Annotated in this window: 24 protein-coding genes; 9 read left to right on the top strand and 15 right to left on the bottom strand. The window is 57.5% G+C overall.

Going from position 1 to position 23,248, the window contains the following annotated elements:
- Window positions 1-5 precede the first annotated feature (5 nt).
- From sufD to sufB, 3 genes are read right to left on the bottom strand one after another with little or no spacing between them, the layout of a single operon-like run.
- Window positions 6-1,292 carry a Fe-S cluster assembly protein SufD gene (sufD, locus tag MDG893_RS08650; protein WP_007153377.1) on the bottom strand — a complete coding sequence of 429 codons (1,287 nt, stop codon included), beginning with the start codon at window positions 1,290-1,292 and terminating at the stop codon, window positions 6-8.
- Between the two features lie 12 nt (window positions 1,293-1,304).
- Complete coding sequence (sufC, locus tag MDG893_RS08645; protein ID WP_007153376.1) at window positions 1,305-2,078, bottom strand: Fe-S cluster assembly ATPase SufC; 774 nt, start codon at window positions 2,076-2,078, stop codon at window positions 1,305-1,307.
- Window positions 2,079-2,133: 55 nt separating this feature from the next.
- Complete coding sequence (gene sufB, locus MDG893_RS08640) at window positions 2,134-3,582, bottom strand: Fe-S cluster assembly protein SufB (RefSeq protein WP_007153375.1); 1,449 nt, start codon at window positions 3,580-3,582, stop codon at window positions 2,134-2,136.
- A gap of 455 nt (window positions 3,583-4,037) precedes the next feature.
- On the opposite strand from sufB, the gene MDG893_RS08635 reads away from it, so the two are divergent.
- On the top strand, window positions 4,038-4,391 hold the full coding sequence (locus MDG893_RS08635) for a helix-turn-helix transcriptional regulator (protein ID WP_007153374.1): 354 nt from the start codon (window positions 4,038-4,040) through the stop codon (window positions 4,389-4,391).
- A 78-nt stretch (window positions 4,392-4,469) separates the two neighbouring features.
- Here MDG893_RS08635 and fabB read toward each other — a convergent pair whose 3' ends face one another.
- The 6 genes from fabB to MDG893_RS08605 all read right to left on the bottom strand — a co-directional run bounded on the left by fabB (window position 4,470) and on the right by MDG893_RS08605 (window position 9,249).
- Window positions 4,470-5,681, bottom strand: coding sequence for a beta-ketoacyl-ACP synthase I (gene fabB / locus MDG893_RS08630; protein ID WP_007153373.1), 1,212 nt, complete (start codon window positions 5,679-5,681; stop codon window positions 4,470-4,472).
- Between the two features lie 10 nt (window positions 5,682-5,691).
- Window positions 5,692-6,201, bottom strand: a complete 510-nt coding sequence (gene fabA / locus MDG893_RS08625; RefSeq protein WP_007153372.1) for a bifunctional 3-hydroxydecanoyl-ACP dehydratase/trans-2-decenoyl-ACP isomerase — start codon at window positions 6,199-6,201, stop codon at window positions 5,692-5,694.
- Between the two features lie 111 nt (window positions 6,202-6,312).
- Window positions 6,313-7,143, bottom strand: a complete 831-nt coding sequence (locus MDG893_RS08620; protein WP_007153371.1) for an ion transporter — start codon at window positions 7,141-7,143, stop codon at window positions 6,313-6,315.
- Window positions 7,144-7,222: 79 nt separating this feature from the next.
- A complete protein-coding gene (locus MDG893_RS08615; protein WP_007153370.1) occupies window positions 7,223-7,678 on the bottom strand; it encodes an EVE domain-containing protein in 456 nt (151 codons plus the stop codon).
- 79 nt (window positions 7,679-7,757) lie between these two features.
- Window positions 7,758-8,447 carry a PAQR family membrane homeostasis protein TrhA gene (trhA, locus tag MDG893_RS08610; protein ID WP_007153369.1) on the bottom strand — a complete coding sequence of 230 codons (690 nt, stop codon included), beginning with the start codon at window positions 8,445-8,447 and terminating at the stop codon, window positions 7,758-7,760.
- Between the two features lie 91 nt (window positions 8,448-8,538).
- Window positions 8,539-9,249 carry a Crp/Fnr family transcriptional regulator gene (locus tag MDG893_RS08605; protein WP_040474443.1) on the bottom strand — a complete coding sequence of 237 codons (711 nt, stop codon included), beginning with the start codon at window positions 9,247-9,249 and terminating at the stop codon, window positions 8,539-8,541.
- Between the two features lie 146 nt (window positions 9,250-9,395).
- On the opposite strand from MDG893_RS08605, the gene MDG893_RS08600 reads away from it, so the two are divergent.
- On the top strand, window positions 9,396-10,316 hold the full coding sequence (locus MDG893_RS08600; protein WP_007153367.1) for an AEC family transporter: 921 nt from the start codon (window positions 9,396-9,398) through the stop codon (window positions 10,314-10,316).
- Here MDG893_RS08600 and rrtA read toward each other — a convergent pair.
- A complete protein-coding gene (gene rrtA, locus MDG893_RS08595) occupies window positions 10,306-10,869 on the bottom strand; it encodes a rhombosortase (RefSeq protein WP_007153366.1) in 564 nt (187 codons plus the stop codon). The two genes, MDG893_RS08600 and rrtA, sit on opposite strands and share 11 nt — an antisense overlap.
- 117 nt (window positions 10,870-10,986) lie before the next feature.
- Between rrtA and MDG893_RS08590 the strand changes: the two genes are divergently transcribed.
- Window positions 10,987-12,615, top strand: coding sequence for a M12 family metallo-peptidase (locus MDG893_RS08590; protein ID WP_007153365.1), 1,629 nt, complete (start codon window positions 10,987-10,989; stop codon window positions 12,613-12,615).
- A complete protein-coding gene (locus tag MDG893_RS08585) occupies window positions 12,612-13,097 on the top strand; it encodes a DUF6174 domain-containing protein (RefSeq protein WP_007153364.1) in 486 nt (161 codons plus the stop codon). Before MDG893_RS08590 ends, MDG893_RS08585 begins: the two co-directional genes overlap by 4 nt.
- Here the strand turns inward: MDG893_RS08585 and MDG893_RS08580 are convergent.
- From MDG893_RS08580 to MDG893_RS20670, 5 genes are all read right to left on the bottom strand, one after another.
- Window positions 13,065-13,715 carry a cation efflux transmembrane domain-containing protein gene (locus MDG893_RS08580; protein ID WP_007153363.1) on the bottom strand — a complete coding sequence of 217 codons (651 nt, stop codon included), beginning with the start codon at window positions 13,713-13,715 and terminating at the stop codon, window positions 13,065-13,067. The genes MDG893_RS08585 and MDG893_RS08580 overlap by 33 nt on opposite strands.
- A gap of 80 nt (window positions 13,716-13,795) precedes the next feature.
- Complete coding sequence (gene cadR, locus MDG893_RS08575; RefSeq protein ID WP_007153362.1) at window positions 13,796-14,248, bottom strand: Cd(II)/Pb(II)-responsive transcriptional regulator; 453 nt, start codon at window positions 14,246-14,248, stop codon at window positions 13,796-13,798.
- A gap of 33 nt (window positions 14,249-14,281) precedes the next feature.
- On the bottom strand, window positions 14,282-15,196 hold the full coding sequence (gene thpD, locus MDG893_RS08570) for an ectoine hydroxylase (RefSeq protein ID WP_007153361.1): 915 nt from the start codon (window positions 15,194-15,196) through the stop codon (window positions 14,282-14,284).
- A 103-nt stretch (window positions 15,197-15,299) separates the two neighbouring features.
- Window positions 15,300-16,823: an FAD-binding domain-containing protein gene (locus tag MDG893_RS08565; RefSeq protein WP_007153360.1), complete on the bottom strand. Its 1,524-nt coding sequence runs from the start codon at window positions 16,821-16,823 to the stop codon at window positions 15,300-15,302.
- Window positions 16,820-16,963: a DUF2256 domain-containing protein gene (locus MDG893_RS20670; protein WP_007153359.1), complete on the bottom strand. Its 144-nt coding sequence runs from the start codon at window positions 16,961-16,963 to the stop codon at window positions 16,820-16,822. Before MDG893_RS20670 ends, MDG893_RS08565 begins: the two co-directional genes overlap by 4 nt.
- A 161-nt stretch (window positions 16,964-17,124) precedes the next feature.
- Between MDG893_RS20670 and MDG893_RS08560 the strand changes: the two genes are divergently transcribed.
- The 5 genes from MDG893_RS08560 to MDG893_RS08540 all read left to right on the top strand — a co-directional run bounded on the left by MDG893_RS08560 (window position 17,125) and on the right by MDG893_RS08540 (window position 23,227).
- Window positions 17,125-17,718: a DUF2845 domain-containing protein gene (locus MDG893_RS08560; protein ID WP_244264404.1), complete on the top strand. Its 594-nt coding sequence runs from the start codon at window positions 17,125-17,127 to the stop codon at window positions 17,716-17,718.
- Between the two features lie 2 nt (window positions 17,719-17,720).
- Window positions 17,721-19,409 (top strand): HAD family hydrolase, encoded by a 1,689-nt coding sequence (locus MDG893_RS08555; RefSeq protein WP_007153357.1) that lies wholly within the window; start codon window positions 17,721-17,723, stop codon window positions 19,407-19,409.
- Window positions 19,410-19,508: 99 nt separating this feature from the next.
- Window positions 19,509-20,225 (top strand): response regulator, encoded by a 717-nt coding sequence (locus MDG893_RS08550; RefSeq protein ID WP_007153356.1) that lies wholly within the window; start codon window positions 19,509-19,511, stop codon window positions 20,223-20,225.
- On the top strand, window positions 20,212-21,681 hold the full coding sequence (locus MDG893_RS08545) for an ATP-binding protein (protein ID WP_007153355.1): 1,470 nt from the start codon (window positions 20,212-20,214) through the stop codon (window positions 21,679-21,681). The genes MDG893_RS08550 and MDG893_RS08545 overlap by 14 nt, the downstream gene beginning before the upstream one ends.
- A 109-nt stretch (window positions 21,682-21,790) precedes the next feature.
- Window positions 21,791-23,227, top strand: a complete 1,437-nt coding sequence (locus MDG893_RS08540) for a carbohydrate porin (RefSeq protein ID WP_007153354.1) — start codon at window positions 21,791-21,793, stop codon at window positions 23,225-23,227.
- Window positions 23,228-23,248 lie beyond the last annotated feature (21 nt).

The raw sequence follows: 23,248 nt of genomic DNA, 5'->3' as shown, positions 1-23,248 counted from the left end.
ACCGGTCAGGCCTCCTGAAACGTCTGATCGAAAAATTCATTCAGCCGGAGCTGGGCAGCGTCTTTGACGGCCTGAACCGGAATCTGTTCAACAAGTTCATTAATAAAGGCCATCGTCAAAAGGGTATTGGCCTCACGACGCCCAATGCCACGAGATACCAGATAGAACAGGGAAATTCTGTCAAGCTGGCCGATTGTTGCGCCATGGGCGCATTTGACATCGTCCGCGTAGATCTCCAGCTCGGGCTTGGTATCGATCTCGGCGCCGGTGGAGAGCAACAGGTTCTTGTTGTTCATGTTCGCGTTGGACTTCTGGGCATCCTCATGGATATGGATGCGGCCATTGAACACGGCATGGGATTCGTCCGCAGCGATATTGCGATAGGTTTCCTCGCTGTCGCAGTGGGCGGCAACGTGTTCAATGGAGGTGTGGTTGTCGTAGTGCTGTTTGCCCTGGGTGACAACCACGCCGTTCAGCTTGCACTCGCCGCCTTCGCCTTCCAGCCGAACCTGCAGGTCATGGCGACGCAGTGGTCCACCGAAGCCCACGCAGTGGCTCTCGAAGCGGGAGTTGGCGGCCTGGCGGACACCGGTCGCCCCGATGTGCTGTACATTTTCGCCTTCCATGACCAGCCGTACATTCGTGACCTGGGCTCCGTCTGCCAAAACAAACTCGGTGACGGTATCCACCATGACCGGCTCCTCGCCGCTGGAGAGGTATTCCTCTACCACCGTAATCTGGCTGTGACGTGCCGCATCTACATAAATCCGCGGGTACGCCGAGCCGGAAGCCGTGCCGGTCACTTCATGCACGATGAACAACGGCTGATCGAGAACCGCTTCCTTGTCCAGCTGGATATAGAGGCCGTCTTCAAAGCGGGCGGAATTCAGTCGCGCCATCTGTACGGCACGGGTGTCCAGCGTGTTGTCCAGGCGTTCGGCCAGGGCCGCGGCTTCGTCATCATCCAGATCTGCGAAGCGTTGAATGCGGATGCCGTCCAGGTCCGGAAAGTCCGAGGCTTCCGGAATCATCACGCCGTTGTGGAACACCACGCGATACCCGGGAATCGACAAGCTGTAGCCATCCTTGCCGGTTGCCGGCAGGGTAGTGGCCAGTTCGTCGGTCAGCTTCAGGTGCCGGCTGGAGTATTTCCAGTTCTCGGTTTTGCGGGTCGGCAGTGGCATGTCCACCAGTGCCGTACCCCGTTGTTTGCGCAGCTCAAGCAACGGCTCGGGCAGCGAATGCCCGCCCGGCTCGAGGAAGGCGCTGGAAATGGTTGGTGCTGGTTTCATTCCACGGCCTCCTTAGCTGGCTGCACTGGGGGTGGCTTCTTCGTCTTTCACGCCGAGCCAGCCGTAACCACGCTCTTCGAGCTCAAGGGCCAGTTCGCGCCCCCCGGATTTGACGATCCTGCCACCGGCCAGCACGTGAACATGGTCCGGCACGATGTGGTTCAGCAGGCGCTGGTAGTGAGTCACCATCAGAATCGCACGGTCTTCGGCGCGCAGGGCGTTAACGCCCTTGGAAACCACCTGCAGGGCGTCAATGTCGAGCCCGGAGTCTGTCTCATCCAGAATCGCCAATTTGGGCTGCAGTAACAGCGCCTGAAGAATCTCATTGCGTTTCTTCTCGCCACCGGAGAAGCCTTCGTTGACGCCACGTTTGAGAAACGCGGGGTCCAGATCCACCTGTTTGGACACTTCTTTGGCCAGCTTCATGAACTCTGCGGCGTTCATTTCCGGCTCGCCACGGTGTGTGCGCATGGCGTTGACGGCGGTGCGCAGGAACTGCAGGTTGCTGACGCCGGGAATCTCCACCGGATACTGGAACGCCAGGAAAATACCTTCACGAGCCCGCTCTTCGGTTTCAAGGTCCAGCAGGTTCTCGCCGTTCAGGCTGATTTCGCCCTGAGTTACCTCAAACGTCTCGTTACCTGCCAATACCTGGGACAAGGTACTCTTGCCAGAGCCGTTCGGGCCCATGATGGCGTGAACTTCCCCGGCCTTGATCTCCAGGTTGATGCCCTTGAGGATCTCTTCACCCTCAACAGATGCGTGCAGGTTCTTGATGCTCAGCATTTGACGATTTCTCTCTCTGTTTTCTGAATTCCGGTGCGGGGCTGTCTGTTGGTTGTTAACCAACAGATCCCTCAAGACTAACCTCAAGCAACTTGCCAGCTTCCACAGCGAACTCCATCGGCAGCTCCTTGAACACCTCTTTACAGAAGCCGTTCACGATCATGGAAACCGCCTGCTCCGGGTCGATACCACGCTGACGGCAGAGGAACATCTGCTCGTCGCTGACCTTGGAGGTGGTTGCCTCGTGCTCAACGATGGCTGACTTGTTCTTGCTCTCGATGTACGGGAAGGTGTGAGCCCCGCAGCGGTCGCCGATCAGCAGCGAATCACACTGGGTGTAGTTGCGCGCGCCTTCCGCTCCGGGGCCGAACTTCACCAGCCCGCGATAGGCGTTGGAGCTTTTGCCGGCGGAAATGCCCTTGGAGATGATGGTGCTGGACGTGTTCTTGCCCAGATGGATCATCTTGGTGCCGGTGTCCGCCTGCTGGAAGTTGTTGGTCAGCGCCACCGAGTAGAACTCGCCCACGCTGTTGTCGCCGCGGAGCACGCAACTCGGGTACTTCCAGGTGACGGCAGAGCCGGTCTCAACCTGGGTCCAGGAAATTTTTGAGTTTTTGCCAATAGCGGCGCCACGTTTGGTGACGAAGTTGAAGATACCGCCTTTGCCGTTCTCGTCGCCCGGGTACCAGTTCTGCACCGTGGAGTACTTGATCTGGGCATCGTCCAGGGCCACCAGCTCAACCACCGCTGCGTGAAGCTGGTTTTCGTCGCGCATCGGCGCAGTGCAGCCTTCCAGATAACTGACGTAGCTGCTGTCCTCGGCGATGATCAGGGTGCGCTCGAACTGCCCGGTATTGGCCGCGTTAATGCGGAAGTAGGTGGACAGCTCCATAGGGCAGCGCACGCCCTTGGGTACGTACACGAACGTGCCATCTGAAAACACGGCGGAGTTCAGGCCGGCGAAGAAGTTGTCGCCTGCAGGAACCACAGAGCCGAGATATTTTTTTACCAGTTCCGGGTAATCCTGGATGGCCTCCGAAATGGAGCAGAAGATGACGCCAGCTTTGGCCAGCGGCTCCTTGAAGGTGGTCGCTACGGAAACGGAGTCGAAGACGGCATCAACGGCCACGCCAGCAAGCTTTTCACGCTCGTGCAGGGGGATGCCCAGTTTCTCGTAGGTCTTGAGCAGCTCCGGGTCGACTTCGTCGAGGCTCTGGGGCATATCTTCTTTGCGCTTGGGCGCGGAGTAATAGGAAATCGAGTTGTAGTCGATTTTCGGGTAACCCACGTGTGCCCAGTCCGGCTCGTCCATTTCCAGCCAGCGACGGTAGGCTTTCAGGCGCCATTCCAGCATCCATTCCGGCTCTTTCTTGATGGCGGAAAGGCGGGCAATGACGTCTTCATTCAGGCCGGGCTCGAACGTGTCGGCTTCGATGTCTGTTACAAAACCGTGTTCGTATTCCCGTTTGATCAGCTCGTTCACCTCTTTATCGGTGGTCGCCATGATCGTCGCTCCGTATTCTCTCATCTCGGGCCTTGTTGGCCCCTGGTGTCGCCGACGGTGTTGTGTTCAATGCCGCCGGGCGGATGTCATTAATTCATGCGTTGCAGTGATCTCCCCAAAACTGGGTGCGCCCTGCAATCGGTTTTTTGGATGACGGATTGGGTGCGGCCCTGTTGAAAATCAAGGGCAATATCCGTTTCTTCTGGTGAGTGAGTATACAATACCAGAGTAAAATAGTCAGGTATTAAATTGCGTGTGTCGTGATTATACCTTAATCGACCCTTGTGGCACTAAGGGTGCGGTAATCGGGTCGATAGCCCGGATCTTTGTGCCATTAGGCGATGTGTGCCTTCCTGTCTGCGACTAAAGCCCAATATGGTTATTTTCGGCTAACATGTGTACGCTGACCAGCGCAGGTAAAGCATGCCTGCAGGGAATGATCAGGAGACCGTGACATGCACTCAGAACCGATGAAGCCCCGCGCGGCTGTGGCACCGTTCAGTGCGCGAGTGACTTCGTTGATTGCCGGGCATCTGGAACGTGGTCGGGTAGGGGTGGAGGCTGTTGCCTCTCAACTGCACATGAGCCGGCATACGCTTCACAAAAGATTGAAAGAAGAAAACCTGACCTTTGCAGCGTTGCTGGAGGATATCAGGCGTGAACGGGCGCTGGCCTACCTGAAGGACCGCAGCAAGCCCCTGGTGGAAATCGCTGAACAACTTGGGTTCTCCGAGCTCAGTGCCTTCAGCCGTGCGTTCAAACGCTGGATGGGTAAATCGCCAGGAGCCTACCGCTCGAGGGTTGCTTAGTTAGAGGGTGGCTTAAAGGATATCGAAAAAGCCGGGGCAGCGAATTCGTGTCTGCCCCGGCGTTTTTCTGCCTGGTGGTCAGGCTTTCTTGAAGATCAGCGTGCCGTTGGTGCCGCCGAATCCAAAGCTGTTGCTCATCACCAGAGGCAGGTCCACGTTGTCCTGTCGCTCTCTCACGATGGGGTAGCCTTCGGCGCCTTCATCCAGGTTCTCAATATTGGCAGATGGCGCAATAAAGTTCCCCCGCTGCATGATCAGGCTGTAGATGGCTTCGTGCACACCGGCTGCGCCCAGAGCGTGGCCGCAAAGTGGCTTGGTTGAACTCAGTGGCGGTATCTTGTCGCCAAAGGTTTCCTTCAGCGCTTTGAGTTCGGTGACATCTCCCGCCGGCGTGCTGGTGCCGTGGGTGTTGATGTAGCTGATTTCGCCATCGACATTCTTCATCGCCTGTTGCATGCAGCGAATGGCGCCTTCGCCACTGGGTGCGACCATATCGGCGCCATCAGAGGTTGCACCGAAGCCGACCAGTTCGGCCAGAATGTTGGCCCCACGTGCTTCTGCATGCTCCAGGGCTTCCAGTACCAGAATGCCGCCGCCACCGGAGATGACGAAACCGTCCCGATCCCGATCGTAGGTGCGGGAGGCTTTTCCGGGGGTGTCGTTGTATTTGGTGGAGAGCGCACCCATGGCGTCGAACATCAGGCTCAGCGTCCAGTGGATGTCTTCACCGCCTCCGGCAAACATCACGTCCTGGCGACCCAGCGCAATCATATCGGCGGCGTGGCCGATGGAGTGGGCGCTGGTGGCACAGGCTGAGGTGATGCCGTAGTTGATGCCGGTAATGCCGAATGCCGTGGAAAGAGAGGCGTTGATAGCACTGCCCATGGTGCGGGGTACTCGATAAGGCCCTACACGACGGATGCCTTTCTCGCGGTGGGTATCGATTGCATCCATCAGCTCCACCGTTGATGCACCGCCAGCGCCGGTAATAACGCCGGTTGAGTTGGCGCGGATCTGCTCTTCTGTTAGCCCGGCCTGCTCAATGGCTTCTTTCATTGCCAGATAGGTGTAACCTGAGGCCGGGCACATGAAGCGCATCAGTTTGCGGTCAATCAGTTCCGGCAGGTTCAGGTCAATCTGCCCGCACACATGGCTGCGCAGACCGTTGTCCTTAGCTTCCTGGCTAAAACCAATGCCAGGAATTGATTCCCGCAGGGACCGGGTTACTTCGTCTTGATTGGTTCCGAGGCTGGAGACGATTCCCATGCCTGTAATAACAACACGACGCATTTAATGGCTCCTAGAAGTCATCCGTAGAATTGAACATGCCGACCTTCAGGTCTTTGGCGGTGTATATCTCCCGGCCATCCACTTCCATGCGGGCATCGGCAATGGCCATGGTAAGCTTGCGGCGGATGACCCGTTTGATGTCGAGGTGATACCGAACGAGTTTGTTCGTGGGTAGCACCTGGCCAGAAAACTTCACCTCACCGCTTCCCAGCGCGCGACCCTTGCCTTCACCTCCGGTGGCTGCCAGGAAAAAACCCACCAACTGCCACATGGCGTCCAGGCCCAGGCATCCGGGCATGACCGGATCATCCACAAAGTGAACCTTGAAGAACCAGAGGTCCGGGTTGATGTCCAGCTCCGCAACGATGCTGCCTTTGCCATAGAGCCCGTCGGTTTCGCTGAAATGGGTAACGCGGTCCATCATCAGCATTTCGTTGATGGGCAGCCGCATCTTGCCGGGAAAGAGAGTGCCTTGTCCGCAGGCTTCCAGGTCGGCCTTGGTAAAGTGATCAGGGGTCATAATGCCAGTGTTCCTGTTACAAAATGGTTTCTTATACTTTAGCTGGTATTGCCGCTAAGGCTATTGACCATTGGTTGCAGTTTGCAGTCAGGTACGAATTTTCTCTGGCGGTCAGCGCCCCCCGGATTTTTCGGATACCTGCTTCGTCAGTTCCTGCAACTGTTCCTGGACCGCCTTTAACTGACGTGCGATCTCGTCCCGTTCATCGTGGGCTTTCTGGGCCTGCTCCGCGTTCTGTTCCTCACTCATGACTTCCAGGATCGCCCCGATCATCATGTTGAGGAATACGAACGCGGTCAGAAAGATAAACGTTAGATAGTAGAGCCAACTTAGCGGGTATGGTTCCATCGTGGCATACATCACGTCTGTCCAGTCCTCGAAGGTTGCCACCCGGAACAGCGTGAGCATGGCAATGGCGACATCGCCCCAAAGAGTCTCGTCCACGTCCGCAAAGAACATTGAGCCCATGGCCGCATAAATGTAGAAAATGATAAACATCAACAGGGCGATGTAGCCCATGCGCGGGATGGCTTTCAGCAGAGAGTTGATCAGGAATCGCAGCTCTGGCACCACAGAGACCAGGCGCAACACCCGGAACACACGCAACAACCGGCCAAGCAGCACGGCGTCGGAGTTGTCCAGTGGGATGAGGCTGCCAACGACGACCAGCGTATCGAACAGGTTCCAGCCATCCATCAGAAAGCGTTTCTTGTTGGGGCAGGCGGCAAAGCGGAACAGGATTTCTATCAGGAAAAACAAGGTGATGGCGTTGTCCATCACGCTAAGGGAACCCTCCACCAACGGCGGTAGTTCATAGGTCTTTGCGCCAATGGTGAGCGCCGACAGGATGATAATGCCGATAACCACGCTCTGGAATATCCGGCTGGACTCTATGCGGCGCAGTTGTTCGAATCCGGTTGAGGGGCTTGGTTGGGCGGACATGGGAAAACAGGCACTCCATAACGATCGCGGAGCCTGAATTCTAAAGGGAGTGGGCTGGATTGGGTAGCGGGAACTGCGCTCAGGCGTTGGCGAGTATGATCTGCCACTGTTGTTCGGTAACGGGCATCACCGACAAGCGGTTGCCACGCCTGATCAGCGCCAGGCCCTCAAGGCCCGGGAGAGACTTGATTTCATCCAGTGGGATCAGTCGCGGGAGCTTTTTCTCAAAGGCCATATCCACGGCCTGCCAGCGGGGCTTTTCCGGTGTGCTTTTGGGGTCGTAGTAAGGCGAATCTGCCCGGAACTGGGTCGGGTCCGGATAGGCGGACGTGACGACGCGGACAATCCCTGCCACGCCAATGTGTTTGCAGCTGGAGTGATAAACAAACACGTCGTCCCCCTCGGCCATTTCCTGCAGGAAATTTCGCGCCTGATAGTTGCGCACTCCGTCCCAGGGGATGGTCTGAACCTGTGCGTTCTCAAAGTCATCGATGCTGCATTCGGACGGTTCGGTCTTAACCAGCCACTTTGCCATTGCTCGGCTCCCGACGTGGTGAGGTTCTACAGTATAACCAAAATCGGGCTCGTCAGGTCGCTATGGCACGGCCGCATTGTCACAGTGTATGGGGCAGGACACCGTAGTAGATCGCGCTGAAGTGCAGGGCGCTGCCGCCGATGACGAACAGGTGCCATACCGCATGCATGTAGGGAATGCGGTCCGCGAGGTAGAAGCCGACACCGACGGTGTAGACCACGCCACCCGCGATGGTCAGGTAGAGAGCTGTATCGCTGATACTCGCCACCAGGTCTGATGAGGCGAAGGTGATCAGCCAGCCCATGGCAATGTAGATACCTACACGTGCCAGTTTGAAGCGGTTCTGGAAGATGACTTTCAGAACCACGCCGGTCGCAGCCAGGGACCAGATGATGGCAAACAGCGTCCAGCCGCTGGTGCCGCGCATATTGACGAGGAGGAAAGGGGTGTAGGTGCCGGCAATCAACAGGAAAATGGCGCAGTGATCCAGAGTCTTGAACAGCGCCCGTAGCCTGGGGTGGCGGGCGCCATGGTAAAGCGCTGATGCCAGGTAAAGCATGATCAGGGAAGCGCCAAAGATGCTGAAGCTGACGATCTTCCAGACATCCCCCAGTTGGCTGGCCGCGACGATCAATGCAATTGTACCGATCACGCTAAGAAGGGCGCCCAGACCATGGGTGGCGCTGTTCAACCATTCCTCGATACGGTGATGGACGGATTCTTCGGGGTTGTCGCGAGCTTTCATGGGGGCCTGGTTCGGTTCTGTCATGCCGATACGGTACTTCAGCGTACAGGTGTACGCAATAGACGAAGTGTGACGTGTTGTTCAGCCTGAACCTGAAATAACGCTATTCGATGAATTATCCCGAGCCGCGGCCGTTGCCGGTGGCCTTCTTCAGCCTTGAGAAGGTTGCCGGAACCACGCCCAGCCAGGACGCCAACTGGTTGTCCGGCACCCGCTTGATCAGTTCAGGATATTCGTCCAGCAGTAGCCGGTAACGCTCCTGAGCTGGCATGGTTTGCTTGCGGAATTCCCTCATGCTGGTCAACTCGGCGACTTCCTCCGTCAGCACAATGGCGAACTTTTCCCAGGCGCCATCCCCCTGCGCCTGAACCGCCGCCCGGAACGAGGAAAAGTCGGCTACCCAGAGGGTTGCAGGGGTAACGGCTGTGAGGCATAGAGTGTTGCGGGAAGTTCGGCTTCTGCCGAAAACAGGCCAGATCAGGTCGCCTTCGGTGAAAAAATGGTGGATGGCCACTTTTCCCGCCAGTGATTCCCGGAACAGCCGAAGCACGCCGTGCTGGATCAGGTATACATTACCCCAGGGGCGGTTGTGCCGCTCCAGATCGGTTTCAGCGTCCACCCGGCACTTCTGGAACAGGCCGCCCAACTCACTGACGAAGCGCTGTTGGGGACTGTTGCTGTCGTTGCTGAGATGAATGCCAAAGCAGTGGCTAAGCCCGCTGAGTAAGGCGTGGGACTCCGGCGCGGGCTCATGCCAGATAATATCCCGGTGTCGCTCTGCCAGCATGCAAGGGGGCGATGAGCTGGCAATCGGTTCCTGTTTCATGGAGCACCTTGGCTGGGTTGGTTGTTGGAGTGTGGCATCTGGATAGATACATTTAAAATAAATTAAACCAGTTTGTCTTAGCGGCTGAATCAATATTCCTGCCGGTGTTAAACTCGGTGCCTTTCTTGATCTCTACCGGAGTCGGCATGGCCGCGGCCCTCGCACTGTTTTATAAACTGCTCCCCCTGTATATCACGGTTGCCCTGGGTTGGGTTGCCGGGCGTTATCTCCAGGCCAGCGGTAAACACATCGCCGGTATCATGCTCTACATCGTAACGCCCTCTGTGGTGTTTTCCGGCGTTATGGCGGCACCGCTGTCGATGGAAGTGATCCTGTTGCCACTGCTGGTTTTTACGCTGTGCTCGGTACTTGGTTTTGCCCACATGAGGATTGCCCGCGGGATTATATCGGACGGCAGCGCCAGTCTTATTCCGTTGTCGGTGGGCACGGGCAATACCGGTTATTTTGGCATACCGGTGGCATTGCTGCTGTTTGGCCAGGAAGGCCTGGCGCTTTATATCGTGTGCATGCTGGGTACGACGCTGTTCGAAAACTCTGTGGGCTTTTATCTGGCTGCCCGGGGTCGATACAGCCTCAGGGACTCCCTGGTCAGGGTGGCGCGGCTGCCTTCGGTCTACGCATTCATGTTGGCGGTTGTGCTGAATCTGAACGGATTCTCCATCCCGGACGTTTTTACGCCACTTTTCGACAACCTTCGCGGTGCCTATAGCGTCCTTGGCATGATGATTATTGGTATGGGAATTCTCAGTTTTCGCGGGCTGGCGGGTAACCTGCGCTTTACCGGCCTGGCGTTCTTCGGCAAGTTCGTGTCCTGGCCGTTGGCGGCCATCGTGCTCTGGTGGCTGGATGCCCGTTTCTTTGGTATCTACAACCTGGCCGTCTACCAAGCGATTTTCCTGATCTCCATAACGCCCATTGCCGCCAATACCGTGGTGATTGCCACGATGCTGGACACCGCGCCAAAACAGGCCGCCGGCACTGCTCTGCTAAGCACTTTGTTTGCCCTGCTGTTTATACCGGTGATGGTGGCCCTGGTTATGCCGTAACCCGGGGTGCTGCGCGTAAGGTGAACAAGCCCGTTATCAGGCCGGTGAGCGCGCCAAGCCAGTGGGATTGGACGATGACATGGCCACCAATCAATGGGTTTTCGCCGGCCGCCGGATATAGAAACACCTCCGTTGCCATCTTTAGCAGAATGAATGCCAGTATGGTGATGCTCCAGCGGGTATCCGTTTTGATATTAAACACGGCTGTAAACACCAGAAGCCCATGAAGACAGCCTGAAAAACCCCGATACCAGTCGACCTCGGGCGCCGCCAGAAACAGACCTGAAGAGATGGCGAGAGGGGAGAGAATCAGGTAGCTTATCCAGGCCGGTAGGGGTGGGTGCCTTGTGAACAGCAGGCCGGTTACCAGTAGCCCTGCCAGGTTGAGTAGCAGGTGGTTCAGGCCGAGGTGAACCCAGTGACCGGTGAACAGTCGCCAGTACTCGCCGCCAGGAATGCCCTCACGAGACCATTCCAGAATGCTTGCCGGCCACAGGAAAGCAGCGACCAGCAGCGCTGCCAGTGCCGTGAATCTCGGCCAGTAAGGGAACATTTGTGGTGATCGTGTGTTGACCATATATACACGGCGTTGCACAAAACGCCTGGTGCCCTGTTTGCAAATTGATTAGATTTTGTGCACCCCCCTTTAACGACAAAACAGGGATGTTCAATGCATTTCAAGTTTATACAGATTGTTGCGGCCATAATCACCCTCATGCTCCTTGCTGTAACCCCTGTGGCGGCGGAAACCAGCATGGTTCGTGATATCTGGATCGACGGCCATGGCTACGAAGCGGTGCTTGAGGAGAACCGGCGGGTGGACAACGCCCGGGATTCCGAGCTTGCTGGCACCCATTATAAAGGACACTTCCCGGAAGACCCGGACAGTTGGGTGAGAGTCTCGCGCCTGGACAGCGGTTGGGAAGGTTTGGTGTACGTTTTCGGGCGTATGCATGCCATTGGTGGTGCCCCTCGTGCCAGCCGCGTAACCAGCTTTAGCGCCAGCCAGCTGGAGGCGCCGCAGTGTGGCCTGGACCATATCCATGGCCAGACACTCATCACCCCGCAAAGCCTGACCGGTCGTGCCATGGCGCAGGCGATCTCCGCCAGTTACGACACACTTTGCACTACCAAGGTGGACGGTGCCTGCCTGATGCTGGAACTTGAGCTGGCGTTTGATCAGCAGTTCCAGGACCGCTTCCCGAACGACTATGAGGGCCGGGCGGGAGCGATTCTGAATATGGTGGAGGGCTTCTACGCCGACCAGTTCGGCATTGTGTTCGATACGTTGTCACTGACGTTCACGGGGCCGGGTACGTTCAACGGCACCACGGATGCAGGAACCCTGCTGGACGACGTGACTGCTCGGCGGGATAACCGCAGCTTACCGTTCCTGGAAAGCGAACGGTCGATATTCCACCTGATCAGCGGTCGTGATTTCGATGGCTCCACGGCGGGCCTGGCCTGGGTTGGTACAGTGTGTTACTCGCAAGGTTATGCGTCTGGTATTACCAATGCCTATAACTCCAATGCAACCACCGCCGTTGTGATCGCCCATGAAATCGGTCACAACCTGGGGGCAAGCCATGACTCGTCGGATAATGGTTGCGATGCAGGCGTGAACATCATGAGCCCTTATGTTGTTGACTCGGCCACTCGGTTTTCCCAGTGCTCGGACGATGCCATCACAAGCAGGATTTCCCAGCTTCCCGCCGTTGAACAGTGTTTCAACTTCCCGGCGGATGCGGGGCTTGCCGCTGCATCCGGCAACCCCGTGGAGGTCCAGTCGCAGTCGTCGTTTCAGGCGCATTTCGACATCGCGTATCGTCAGGCCGCCGAGCCGGCCGACAGCCTTGCCATTGCCGGGTCCATCGGTGATCAGGAGGGGCGCTTGCTGGGTGTCAGCGTCGGTCGTATCGCCTGTACATTGCTCGGTCCCGATGCCGATGCCTATGATTGTGGAGACATACAGCCGCGAGCGGGGCTGCAACTCAGTGTCCAGGCGCTTGCCGGTGATCGCCCGACGTTCAGTTTGCTGCAGAATGTGAGCCTGGTCAGCAACAGCGGCGACGTTAAGGATATCCGGCCGGTAAACGACTCGGTGCTGACGGAAATTGCGGTTACCGCCAACGATTCTGGGGCGACCGGAACACCGGACGACGCTGAACCGCCCTCAGGCACACCGGAGGCCACCGGCTCGGATTCCGGAGGAGGTGGCGGTGGTGGCTCCTTTTCCTGGTGGTGGCTTGTAGTCGCAATATTCGCGGCGGGCCTGCGTGGCCAGGGCCGGACTGTATGATCCCGCAGCGGCTTTCGCTTTTACTGATCGGCTTCGCCCTGGCTGGCTGCGGAACCTCCGTGTCCCAGGCTGGTGCGGAGAATACCCCCTTGCCGGCACCGGAAACTCTTGAGCAGGCTGAGACACTGTGGGCCGGCCATGCGATGGACGGCTACCAGGTGACCGTGCAGCAAACCTGCTTTTGCCCTGCGGACTTGCGTCAGCCGATACGTGTTTCGGTATCGGCCGGTGAGATCGTGAAGCTTGAAGGCCTCGAGCAGCCCCTGCAGAACCGGAACCTGTTGGACGACCAGAGGCTGACCGTTGAGGGGCTTTTGCAGTTTATCGAGCAGTCCTCAGCAAGGAATCCCCACAGGCTGGAAGTGGCATATGACCCTCGCTACGGCTTCCCCCGTCATATCCTTTATGACGGCCACAAGATGATTGCCGACGACGAGTTTCGGTACGAGTTATCGGACTTCCGGGCTGGCGGAACTGACTGACCCCTGTTTCGCGCCTTCAATGTCCTTCCGGGCATGACGCACCACACTGATACCCGCGGTGATGGCCAGGCCACCCATGATCGTCGCCACAGCCAGGTCGGGCCAGGCGGTTCCAGTGCCGAACACCCCTAGTGCTGCGCCCATCACGGCGACGTTGCCAATGGCGTCGTTGCGACTGCACAGCCACACCGAGCGCATGTCAGAATCGCCCTCCCGGTAACGGAACAGTATCAGTGCCACGATGACGTTCGCTACCAGTGCCATAAGACCCACGACCCCCATGGTCAGCGGCTCCGGTGTGATACCACTCTGAAGAACCCAGATGGCCCGGGCCAGTACGACGATACCGAATACGGCCATCGTAATGCCTTTCACCAGGGCGGCCCGACCGCGCCAAAGCATACCCATGGAAAGAACGGTCAGGGACAGGACGTAGTTGGCGCTATCGCCAAAGAAATCGATGGCATCGGCCATCAACGACACGGACCCGGACTGAAGGCTGGCAATGCCTTCCACTAAAAACATTGCAAGGTTGACCCAAAGTGCAATCCACAACGCTTTTCTAAAGCCTGGCGCGGGAGTATTGGGGTTGGGGGCGGAGCAGCTACTGCAGGCCATGAATACCTCCTTTTGTGAGACTGTATTCATTAAAAACCCTATAGCTACTACAGAGTCAAACTGTGTGGCGCAAATGGTATTCAGCGAGTGCCGTGAGTACCGGGAATATGGTTGTGGTTGCCAGAGGATGCTTCGTGGGCCGGCTCAGACGTCAGTCCGCCGAGGATGCCGCACTCGCTGACGGTGCGGCCTTCGGAACAGGCATGCTGCAGTTGTTCGAGAGTATCTTCCAGGCTTTCAAGCTCTTGCAAACGCTCGCGTACATGGCTTAGGTGCCGAGCCAGAAGGGCATCCACCTCACTGCAATCAGAATCCGGTTGGTCTGCCAGGCGTATGAGTTCCCGAATTTCGTCCTGTGCCATATCCAGATTTCTGCAACGTTTGATGAACAGCAGGCGATCAAGGTGGCTTCGCCGGTATTGGCGATAGCCACTGGCCAGGCGCTCAGGCGCCGGCACCAGCCCGATTTTTTCGTAGTAGCGAATGGTTTCTACCGGAATGCCTGTGGTTTTCGAGATTTCGCCAATTTTCATGGTTGTTCGCCTGCCGTTTGTCCGCCAAGACTTTTATGGGTTCCTGACCGGCTTCAACGGTTCCATATTTTTCCGGTTGGCCAGGAATTCAGGCCTTGGTTTATTGCCACAATAAGGTTCTTCCAAGGTATTGTGAACGCTGTTGTAAACGAAAAACAGGTTGCTTCGCGGCCAGCACGACATATTCACGTTGGAACCATGCAGCGTGTTGCACTCAAAGATGATCAGTGAACCGGGTGGTCCCTTGGGCGCCTCAATGGCGTTCTCGTCCATCAGTCGTGTGAGACTGGCGGCGTCTGGAACACCGAGATCCTGGCTCTTGAGGGACTCCTTGTAGTTGTCCTCCGGTGTGCGACCGACACAGGGAATGAAGTACTTCTGGGAACCCGGGATCAGCATCAACGGGCCATTGAACTCGTTGTTGTCGGTCATCACGATGGAGCAACTGAGGCTGCGCATACGTGGCATGCCATCCTCGCTGTGCCAGGTTTCAAAGTCGGAGTGCCAGTTGAACCCCTTGCCTTTGAAGCCAGGTTTATAGTTGATCCGTGATTGGTGGATATAAACGTCGCTGTCCAGCAGCTGGCGTACGATGTTGAGCAAATGCGCGTCTCGTGTCAGCCGGTCAAAGCGTTCCGATATGTCATGAATGCCGAAGATGGAGCGGATTTCTTCCTTTCCGGGCTCAAGAATGGTGCCCTCGGAGAGCTTGAGGTCGTCATCGTCCTCATAGTCTTTAAGCTCCTTGATAAATCCGTCCATCTCGTCCTTGGAGAAAAAGGAATCAAAAAACAGAAACCCCCTCTCATCGAACTCTCGCACCTGTTTGGCGGATAGTGGGCCGTCCGACAGGCGCTCCGAAGGGGTGTGTACCACAGGATCCAGTCGCTCAAACATGCCCAGTTTGCGTTCAAGGCGTGTTGGAAACAGGTCTTGTGGACGTGCCATAAGTGTCCTCCTCTATTGCCTAGGCAACGCAAGACCTATAGATGAAATGAAGGTTTTCAACCCTGATACTGTTCAGTCGACACTTGCGAGCTTGGATGTCTGGTCAGTCGAAGAGGGACAACTGGTTTTTGTCCTTTGTTTCCCGCCTGGTAGGCATTGAGGGGCGCTTCTGGGGCGGGCCTTTGCGACTGCCATGCTGTTTGAGCACCCTGTCAGTTTCCGCACGGCTGACATGGGTATTGCGGAAATCACCTACGGCCTTGCGGGCAGAGCGGGCTGCCTGCTCGTGATCGCAAACCGGGGCAATGTAGGTATTACCACCGAAACGTTGCTGTTGGGCGGGTGTCAGCAACCAGGGTGTGTGAATCATTTCCGCAGGAACGCCCGCCAACTCGGGAATCCAGCGGCGAATGAATTCTCCCTGAGGATCCAGCTTCTGGCTCTGCAGCACCGGGTTGTAGATTCGCAGGGCGTTGATGCCGGTTAGGCCGGACTGCATCTGCGCCTGTGGATAGTGTATGCCCGGCTCAAAATCGGTGAATTGGCGTGCCAGGTGCAAGGCTGGATCGCGCCAGTGGAGCCATAGTTGATAGCTTGCCACGGCCATCAACATGGCCCGCATGCGGAAGTTGATCCAGCCGGTGTGCTGCAGGGCGCGCATGCAGGCGTCCACCAGAGGCCAGCCCGTCTGGCCTTCCTGCCAGCGCTGCAACCGCTCGGAATCATTGGGGCCGGATTTCAGGTGCTCCAGTTCCCGATGCATGGCGCGGAACTCCAACTCAGGTTCGTCTTCCAGCTTCTGGATGAAGTGGCAATGCCAGTGCAAACGTGAGCGAAAACTGGTCAAACTTTTCTGCTTGCGTGGCAGGGTGTTGCGGTGATTGCCCGTGATTTTTGCCTGTTGGTAAATTTCCCGGAGGCTGACTGAGCCATAGGCGATGTGAGGGCTCAGGCGTGAGCAGGCCTTCACAGCGCTGAGCGGACTGGACATATTGTATTGGTAGCCAATACAACGCCGCTCTAGAAACGAGTCGAGGAGCTTGTGGCCCTTGGTGCTGCCGCCGGCCTGCCGGTCGCCGCAGGAATCGCGGGTGGTGAATGTGGGTGATATGCCCTCAAGCGGCGTTGCCTGTGAGTGTGCGGACGGGATGTTTTCAGGGCTGTCGAGGACCGGCCTGCGCATCAGATCGGCCCACGCCTTATCCCAGACATCGCGGTTCTTCAGGCGGCGTACTACGCCAAACTGGTTCCACTCCCGATATTCCAGGTTGTTCTCTGTACACCAGTGGATCACCGAACGGTCACGATCATATGTCCACTGACCTCCGGTTTCCTGATGGCAGAAGACCCGCTGAACGTCATGGTTTGCTTTGAGTTGATTAAGCACGTCAGTGACGGCGCCGTTGCAAACGACCAGCCGATTGCCCGCGTATTTTAGCTGTTGATCAAGATCCAGCAGGCAGTCCCGGATGAAGGCCCACTGCCGCTCGCTGGTGTCGGGCAACTGCCAGTAATCGTCTTCAACCACGTAGATCGGAATAACCGGCTCGCCGAGGTTTACCGCTGCGATCAGTGGCTCGTGGTCCCTCGTTCTGAGGTCCCGTTTGAACCAGACGACGGTTGTCATTGGGTGCGCCTTCCAGAGCGACGGCAACGCTCACTGCAGTAACGAACATTGTCCCAGTCCCGGGCCCATTTCTTGCGCCACGTAAAAGGGCGTTCACAAGCTTGGCAGGCTTTCTCGGGAAGATTGAGCTTCTTGTGCATGTCGATCAATCGATATGGAGATGACTTTCACGAGAATTACGTTGAAACCTCGATTGCGGACTAACCGACGGGTGTTTACGTGTTTTTTACGATTTACGGGTGCCCATCACCTTTTCATGCTTCTACTATGGAAGGTTAGGAGTGTTCAGGGGAGGAAGGGTATGCGTTTTTCGTTATCAATAAGGGTGCTGATGCTCATGGTTCTTCCGGGGCTGGCTGCCTTGCCAGGTGCCGCCAATGGTGCCTTTCGCTGTGGCTCGTCACTGGTGGATGTCGGCGACTGGCCTGTGGAGGTTGAAGAGCGCTGCGGTGCGCCAGACTATGTAGCGACCTATCCCACGGCCACCGTTCCCGGAATAGGTGTTGTTGGCGAAGTTGAGCATTGGTATTACAACCCGGGCCCGCAGGGATTTATTCGCCGCCTTGAGTTCAGGAATGGCAAACTCCGGCATGAGCACAGTCTGGGCTATGGCTTTGCCGGCGACAGTGCCGGTGACTGTTCTCCGGCGCGGCTGCAAAGCGGGCTCAGCGAATTTGAGATGGTGGCCTACTGTGGCGAGCCGCTTTCCCGGCGGGTCACCTGGGAACCCGTTGGCCGCGGGTCAACGGTCGCCGGTCATTACCGTTCCGATCAACTGATACCTGTGGAAGAATGGCTGTACGAAACTGGAAAGACCCAGTTTCGCCGTATTGTGAAATTGCGCAACGGTCGGGTGGTTCACGTGGAGACCGCCAAGAAACCAACGGGAAACTGATTATGGCCCGATTCCGCGATGGACTGCCCGCGCCATCGGTGCTGATGTTTGACTGGCATGGCACGCTGGTGGATACGCACGACGCCATGTTCAGTGCCATGGAGGAGATGCTGCCGCAGTTGGAAGACCTGGGGCTGGTGGACCGGCTGCTGCCCGAGGACAAATGTCGCACCTCTGATGATGCTCGCCTGGTCCGTTACATACGGATCTTCAGGCGGCTGCACCCGCGCATTCTGGCGGAACGGCGGGTATCACGCACCGACATCTTCAACGCCATCTTTGGCGACGATAAAGACGCCAAGCTGATCGCCCATAAAGCCTACAACGATTGTTACCGCAAATACTTTGGTAAGGTGCGGCCGTTCCAGCAGGGCGCTTACGAGTACCTGGCCGCCATGAAAGACATGGGTATCCGGCTGGCGGTGTCCACCAACCGCAACCGGGAGTTCCTCGACAAGGAACTGAACATGGTGGACGAGGGTCGCTGGCGCAACCTGTTTGACGCTACGGTCTGCGCCGATGATGTCACCGAGTACAAGCCCGACCCGGAAGTGATTACCCGCGTGCTGGAGAAACTGGGCCTGCCGCTCGACGAACAGGCCTGGTATGTGGGCGACAGCTACGTGGATATGCTCACGGCCAATCGTGCCGGGGTATCGGGTGTTTTCTACAACGGCGCCTGCTGGGAACCGGATCGCATTGACAGTTGGTTCAGTTATCGCGACGCTCCCGCCGCCATACTGGACAGCTTCGAAGACCTCATTGACCTGCTGGCGTTGCTGGAGCGCCAGCAGCCAGAGGCCTTCCGGGCCACTCCGGCGGAAGTTCGGCCACGGCCTTATCCACGGCCGGAACCGCCACAGCCCCGCATTGAGCCGGACTGGCATCCTGCCGTTGTCAGCCTGATTCGGCCGTCGGTGGTGTTGTTCGACTGGCACGCCACGCTGGTGGATACCCTGGACGCCATGTACCACGCGGTGGACGATATGTTCCCGCAATTCGAGGAACTGGGCCTGGTCAGCCGTATGCTGGCACCGGAAGATAGTAAGACACCGGAAGACGCACGGCTGGTGGCGTATGTACGGGAGTTTGCCAGGCTTCACCCCAAGGTTCGGGCCGACCGCAAGATCTCACGCACCGATATTTTCGAGGTATTGTTCGGGGACGATCAGGAGGCCAAGCAGATTGCCCACAAGGCCTTTAATCGTCACTATCGCAAGCACTACGGCACGGTGAAAGCCTTTGAGCCGAAGGTGCGGGCCGTTCTCGAGGGACTTCGGCGGATCAATATTCAGGTGGGTGTTATTACCAATCGTGACCGGGAGTTCTTCGAGCATGAATTGGCTGCCGTGGAAGATACCGGCTGGACGCATTTGTTCGATGTGGATGTATGCGGAGACGATACGCCGCTGAGGAAGCCTCATCCCGATCAACTTTATCTCGCCGTGCAGAAGCTGGATTACCCGCCAGACCCGAGCGTCTGGTACGTCGGTGATAGCACCACGGACGTCATTGCTGCCAAGCGTGCCGGCATGACGGCAGTGTTTTTCAACGGCGCGCAGTGGGATTTGCCCTGGTTGAACCGGATTTTTCCGGGCACTCACAAGCATCCGGACAAGCCGGATGTGGTGGTCAATGACTTTTCGGAATTCTGGGCGCTGGTGCTGGCCTGCGAAATCGGCCCGCCGTGATCTGTTTACTGAGGCGGGAGGATAGAGGCGCAGTGTTAAGTATTTGATACCATGCTGCCCTGCTTTTTAGCTCGTACGAATAACAATAAAGGCTTATGAATGTCTGATGTAAAAACATCGATTCTGGTTGTCGACGACGACCTGGCGATCCGTGAATTGTTGCATGAACACCTGTCCCGAGTTGGCTACGATGTCATGACCGCAGCCGAAGGCGACAGCATGCGTCGCACGCTGTCAGAGGCGCGGGTCGATCTCATTGTTCTTGACGTCATGTTGCCGGGCGATGATGGTTTTACGCTGTGCCGGGAAATTCGCGAGCACTCGCAGGTGCCGATCATCATGCTGACCGCGAGCTCGGATGAAACCGACCGTGTGGTCGGCCTGGAAATCGGTGCCGATGATTACCTGGCCAAGCCCTTCAGCGCCCGGGAATTGCAGGCCAGGGTCAAGGCGCTGTTGCGACGCTCCGGGTTCAATCGTGCGGACAATCCCCGGTTCGTGTGCTTTGATCGCTGGCGGCTGGACACCCAGGCCCATGAGCTTATCTCGGACCAGGGAGAAACCACGCCGTTGTCCGGCGCGGATTTTTCGTTGTTGCAACTGTTTCTGACGCACCCAAACGAAGTCCTCGACCGTGACACCATTTCCGGCGTCACCCGGGGGCGGGAATCCATGCCGCTGGACCGGGTAGTGGATGTGGCGGTCAGCCGCCTGCGCCAGCGCTTGGGAGACCAGGGGCGCAGCCCCAGGCTGATCAAGACGGTGCGAGGGGCAGGGTATCTGCTGGCGGCAACGGTGACCCATGGCTCGGAATAACGAGGGGGCCCTGGAAACCAGCCGCAAGGTCTGGCGCCTGGTGCCGTCGTCGCTTCTCGGGCGCATTCTGCTGCTGACTCTACTGGCAATGGGCGTTGCCCAGGTCGCCTCCAGCGTGATCTGGGTAGGCACATTCCGCGCACAACAGGTGGAGGGCCTGGTCAGCACCACCCGCAACCTGGCGTCATCAGCGGCGGCAACGACGCAGTTCTTCAAGTCTCTGCCACTGGAATACCGGCATATTGTGCTGGACCAGCTGCGGGATATGGGAGGCTCCCGCTTTTTTGTCTCCCTCAACGACAAACACATCGATATGCGGGCGTTGCCTGATAGTGAACGCAAGCGGCTGGTGACAGACGAAGTCGTGGCGGTGTTGAAAAGCCGGTTAGGCAAGTCGATAAATCTGCACGTGGAATTTGTTCACCCCGATGACCTGCGAATACTGAATACCCAGTTGCCATTGGATGCGTTGCCGAAATCCTGGGCTCACTATGCTTTGACGCTGGAACCCATCAAACCGCCTGTTCTGGTGACCCAGGTGGAGATCGCCACAGGAGAGTGGTTGTACCTGGCTTCGTTGCTGCCGGCGCCCTATGTTTCGCTGGATGATGAAAGCATCCCCGGCCAACAGATTGTGTTTATCCTGGTGATGATAGGGGTTTTGTTCCCGGTGCTGGCCTGGTTGGTGCGCCGCCAGACCCGGCCATTGCACAAGCTGGCCAGGGCAGCGCGGGACTTGCCGCTGGATGAACACCGATCACCATTGAGGGAGCAGGGTAGTGCGGAAATTGTGGCGGTAACCCGTGGCTTCAATACCATGCATCGGCGGCTACAAAGTTACATCAGCGACAGGGATCAGCTATTTCGCGCAATCTCCCATGACCTGAAAACCCCGATAACCCGGCTTCGCCTGCGCGCCGACCTGATTGACGACGCCGACATTCGCGAGCGCTTCGAGAGTGACCTACAGGAACTGGAGCTGTTGGTAAAAGGTGCCTTGCAGGGCATGAAGGATACCGACATCCACGAGAACGTGGAGCTGGTTGATATTGACGGCATGTTACGCCGAATGGCGGAAGCCTATGAAGGAGAGAATCCCCGGGTGGTCGTGGAAGGCGCCTGCGCGGCCTACCGCGGCAAGCCGCTGGCACTGAAGCGTTGCCTGGGCAATCTGGTGGATAATGCGATCAAGTACGGAGAGTCCGCGACGATCAGTGTTGAGGATTCTCCTGAGCAGTTAACGATCCACGTCAGGGATTACGGGCCGGGTATTCCAGATGCCGAACTTGGACGGATTTTCGAGCCCTATTATCGCCTGGGTCAGGAACACCGGCGGGGCCATGGGCTTGGTCTCGGCATAGCCCGTAACATTGCCCAAAGCCATGGTGGCGACCTTGAAATCGCGAATTGGCCAGGCGGTGGCCTGAACGTCACCCTCACGCTGCCCCGACATTGAGGTGGCATGTAACAACCGTGTTACATCGGCCTTTCAGTTTGATACGTTCCTCCCCGAGGTATTGCCATAGACTCCGATATTGCTAATACAACAAAAACAAGGAGTCATTATGAATACCCATAAAATGTATCGTTCTGCCCTGATCCCGGGCGCCAAGCCTCTTCACCGACTGACAGCCGCCGTAGGCGTGGCGTCGTTGGGATTGTTTGCCGGCCAGGCGCATGCCCAGGAGAGCGTGGAAGAACGCTTGTCCGCCCTGGAGCAACAATTGGCTGAGGTCGAACCCCATGCCAAGGGTGAGCAGGGCTTCTCCTTCAACACCTACGCCCGTTCTGGACTGCTGCTCAACAGCGATGGTAAAAGTGCCCCCGGCGGCCCTTACCTGACCCCCGCCGGTTCCGTTGGCGGTGCCGTGGGTCGGCTGGGTAACGAGCCGGATACCTACCTTGAGGCCATCCTCAACTATAGAACCGTGGCGGACAACGGCACCAAGGCTCATTACCGCCTGATGATCGCCGATGCGACAACCTCCAGTAACGACTGGACCGCCGATGATGGCGCCCTGAACGTGCGTCAGGCCTATGTCCAGTTCAGCAATCTGGCCAGCTTTACCGGTATCTTTGAGGACGCCTCGATCTGGGCCGGTAAGCGCTTTGACCGAGACCTGGATTTCGACATCCATTGGCTCGACAGCGATATCGTCTTCCTGGGCGGCACCGGCGCCGGACTCTACGACGTGACGTTTAGCGAGTCGGTGAAATCCAACTTCTCCTTCTATGGCCGCAGCTTTCTGGATTTCCCCTCCGACCCCACCACCACCGACGGCACGTCCGACACCGATAACCTGATCCTCACCGCCAATAACTATTTCGGTAACGTGGAGTGGTTGATCAGCGGCATGTCCGCTGCGGACAACGACGAACGTATCGTCAATGGTGTTTTGGAAGCGGCCGACTCCGGTGTGCATACCATGCTGGCCTACCACGGAGACAGTTTCTTCGGAATCTCCGATGGCAGCTTCAAGGTAGCCCTGCTACACGGCCAGGGCCTGGGCGCGGAGGTCAAGAACATCGGTGCCGATGGCGACCTGCATGAAGATGCCGCCAGCACACGAATCGCGGCCTACGGCACCACTCGACTGGGTGATAGCTGGCGCATTGCCCCGGCAATCATGGCGGAAACCAGTAAAGACCGTTATGTGGAAGGGGACGAGTACCAATGGTTGACCTTCAACACCCGTTTGGCCAACGAATTGGGCGCCAACTTCGAAATGCAGTACGAAGCCTCCTGGCAGGTGATGGACCTGCAAACCGAAGGCTACGAAGGCCGTGGTGACGTGGATGGCGACTACGCCCGATTCACCATCGCGCCAACCTTCAAGCCCCAGGTAGGCGGCTTCTGGAACCGCCCGGAAATTCGGGTTTTTGCTACCTACTCCACCTGGGATGACGAGCTCAACCGCTACGACGGTGGCGATGCCCTGGGGCAGGAAGACTTTGGCGGCAGCCAATGGACCTTTGGTACCCAGATGGAAGTCTGGTTCTGAGCCTGACAAACGTCTCCACGA

The sequence above is a fragment of the Marinobacter algicola DG893 genome (assembly GCF_000170835.1).
GTDB lineage: Bacteria > Pseudomonadota > Gammaproteobacteria > Pseudomonadales > Oleiphilaceae > Marinobacter > Marinobacter algicola.
Note: the sequence above shows the minus strand (reverse complement) of the source record. Positions and strands in the feature narration are given on the sequence as shown.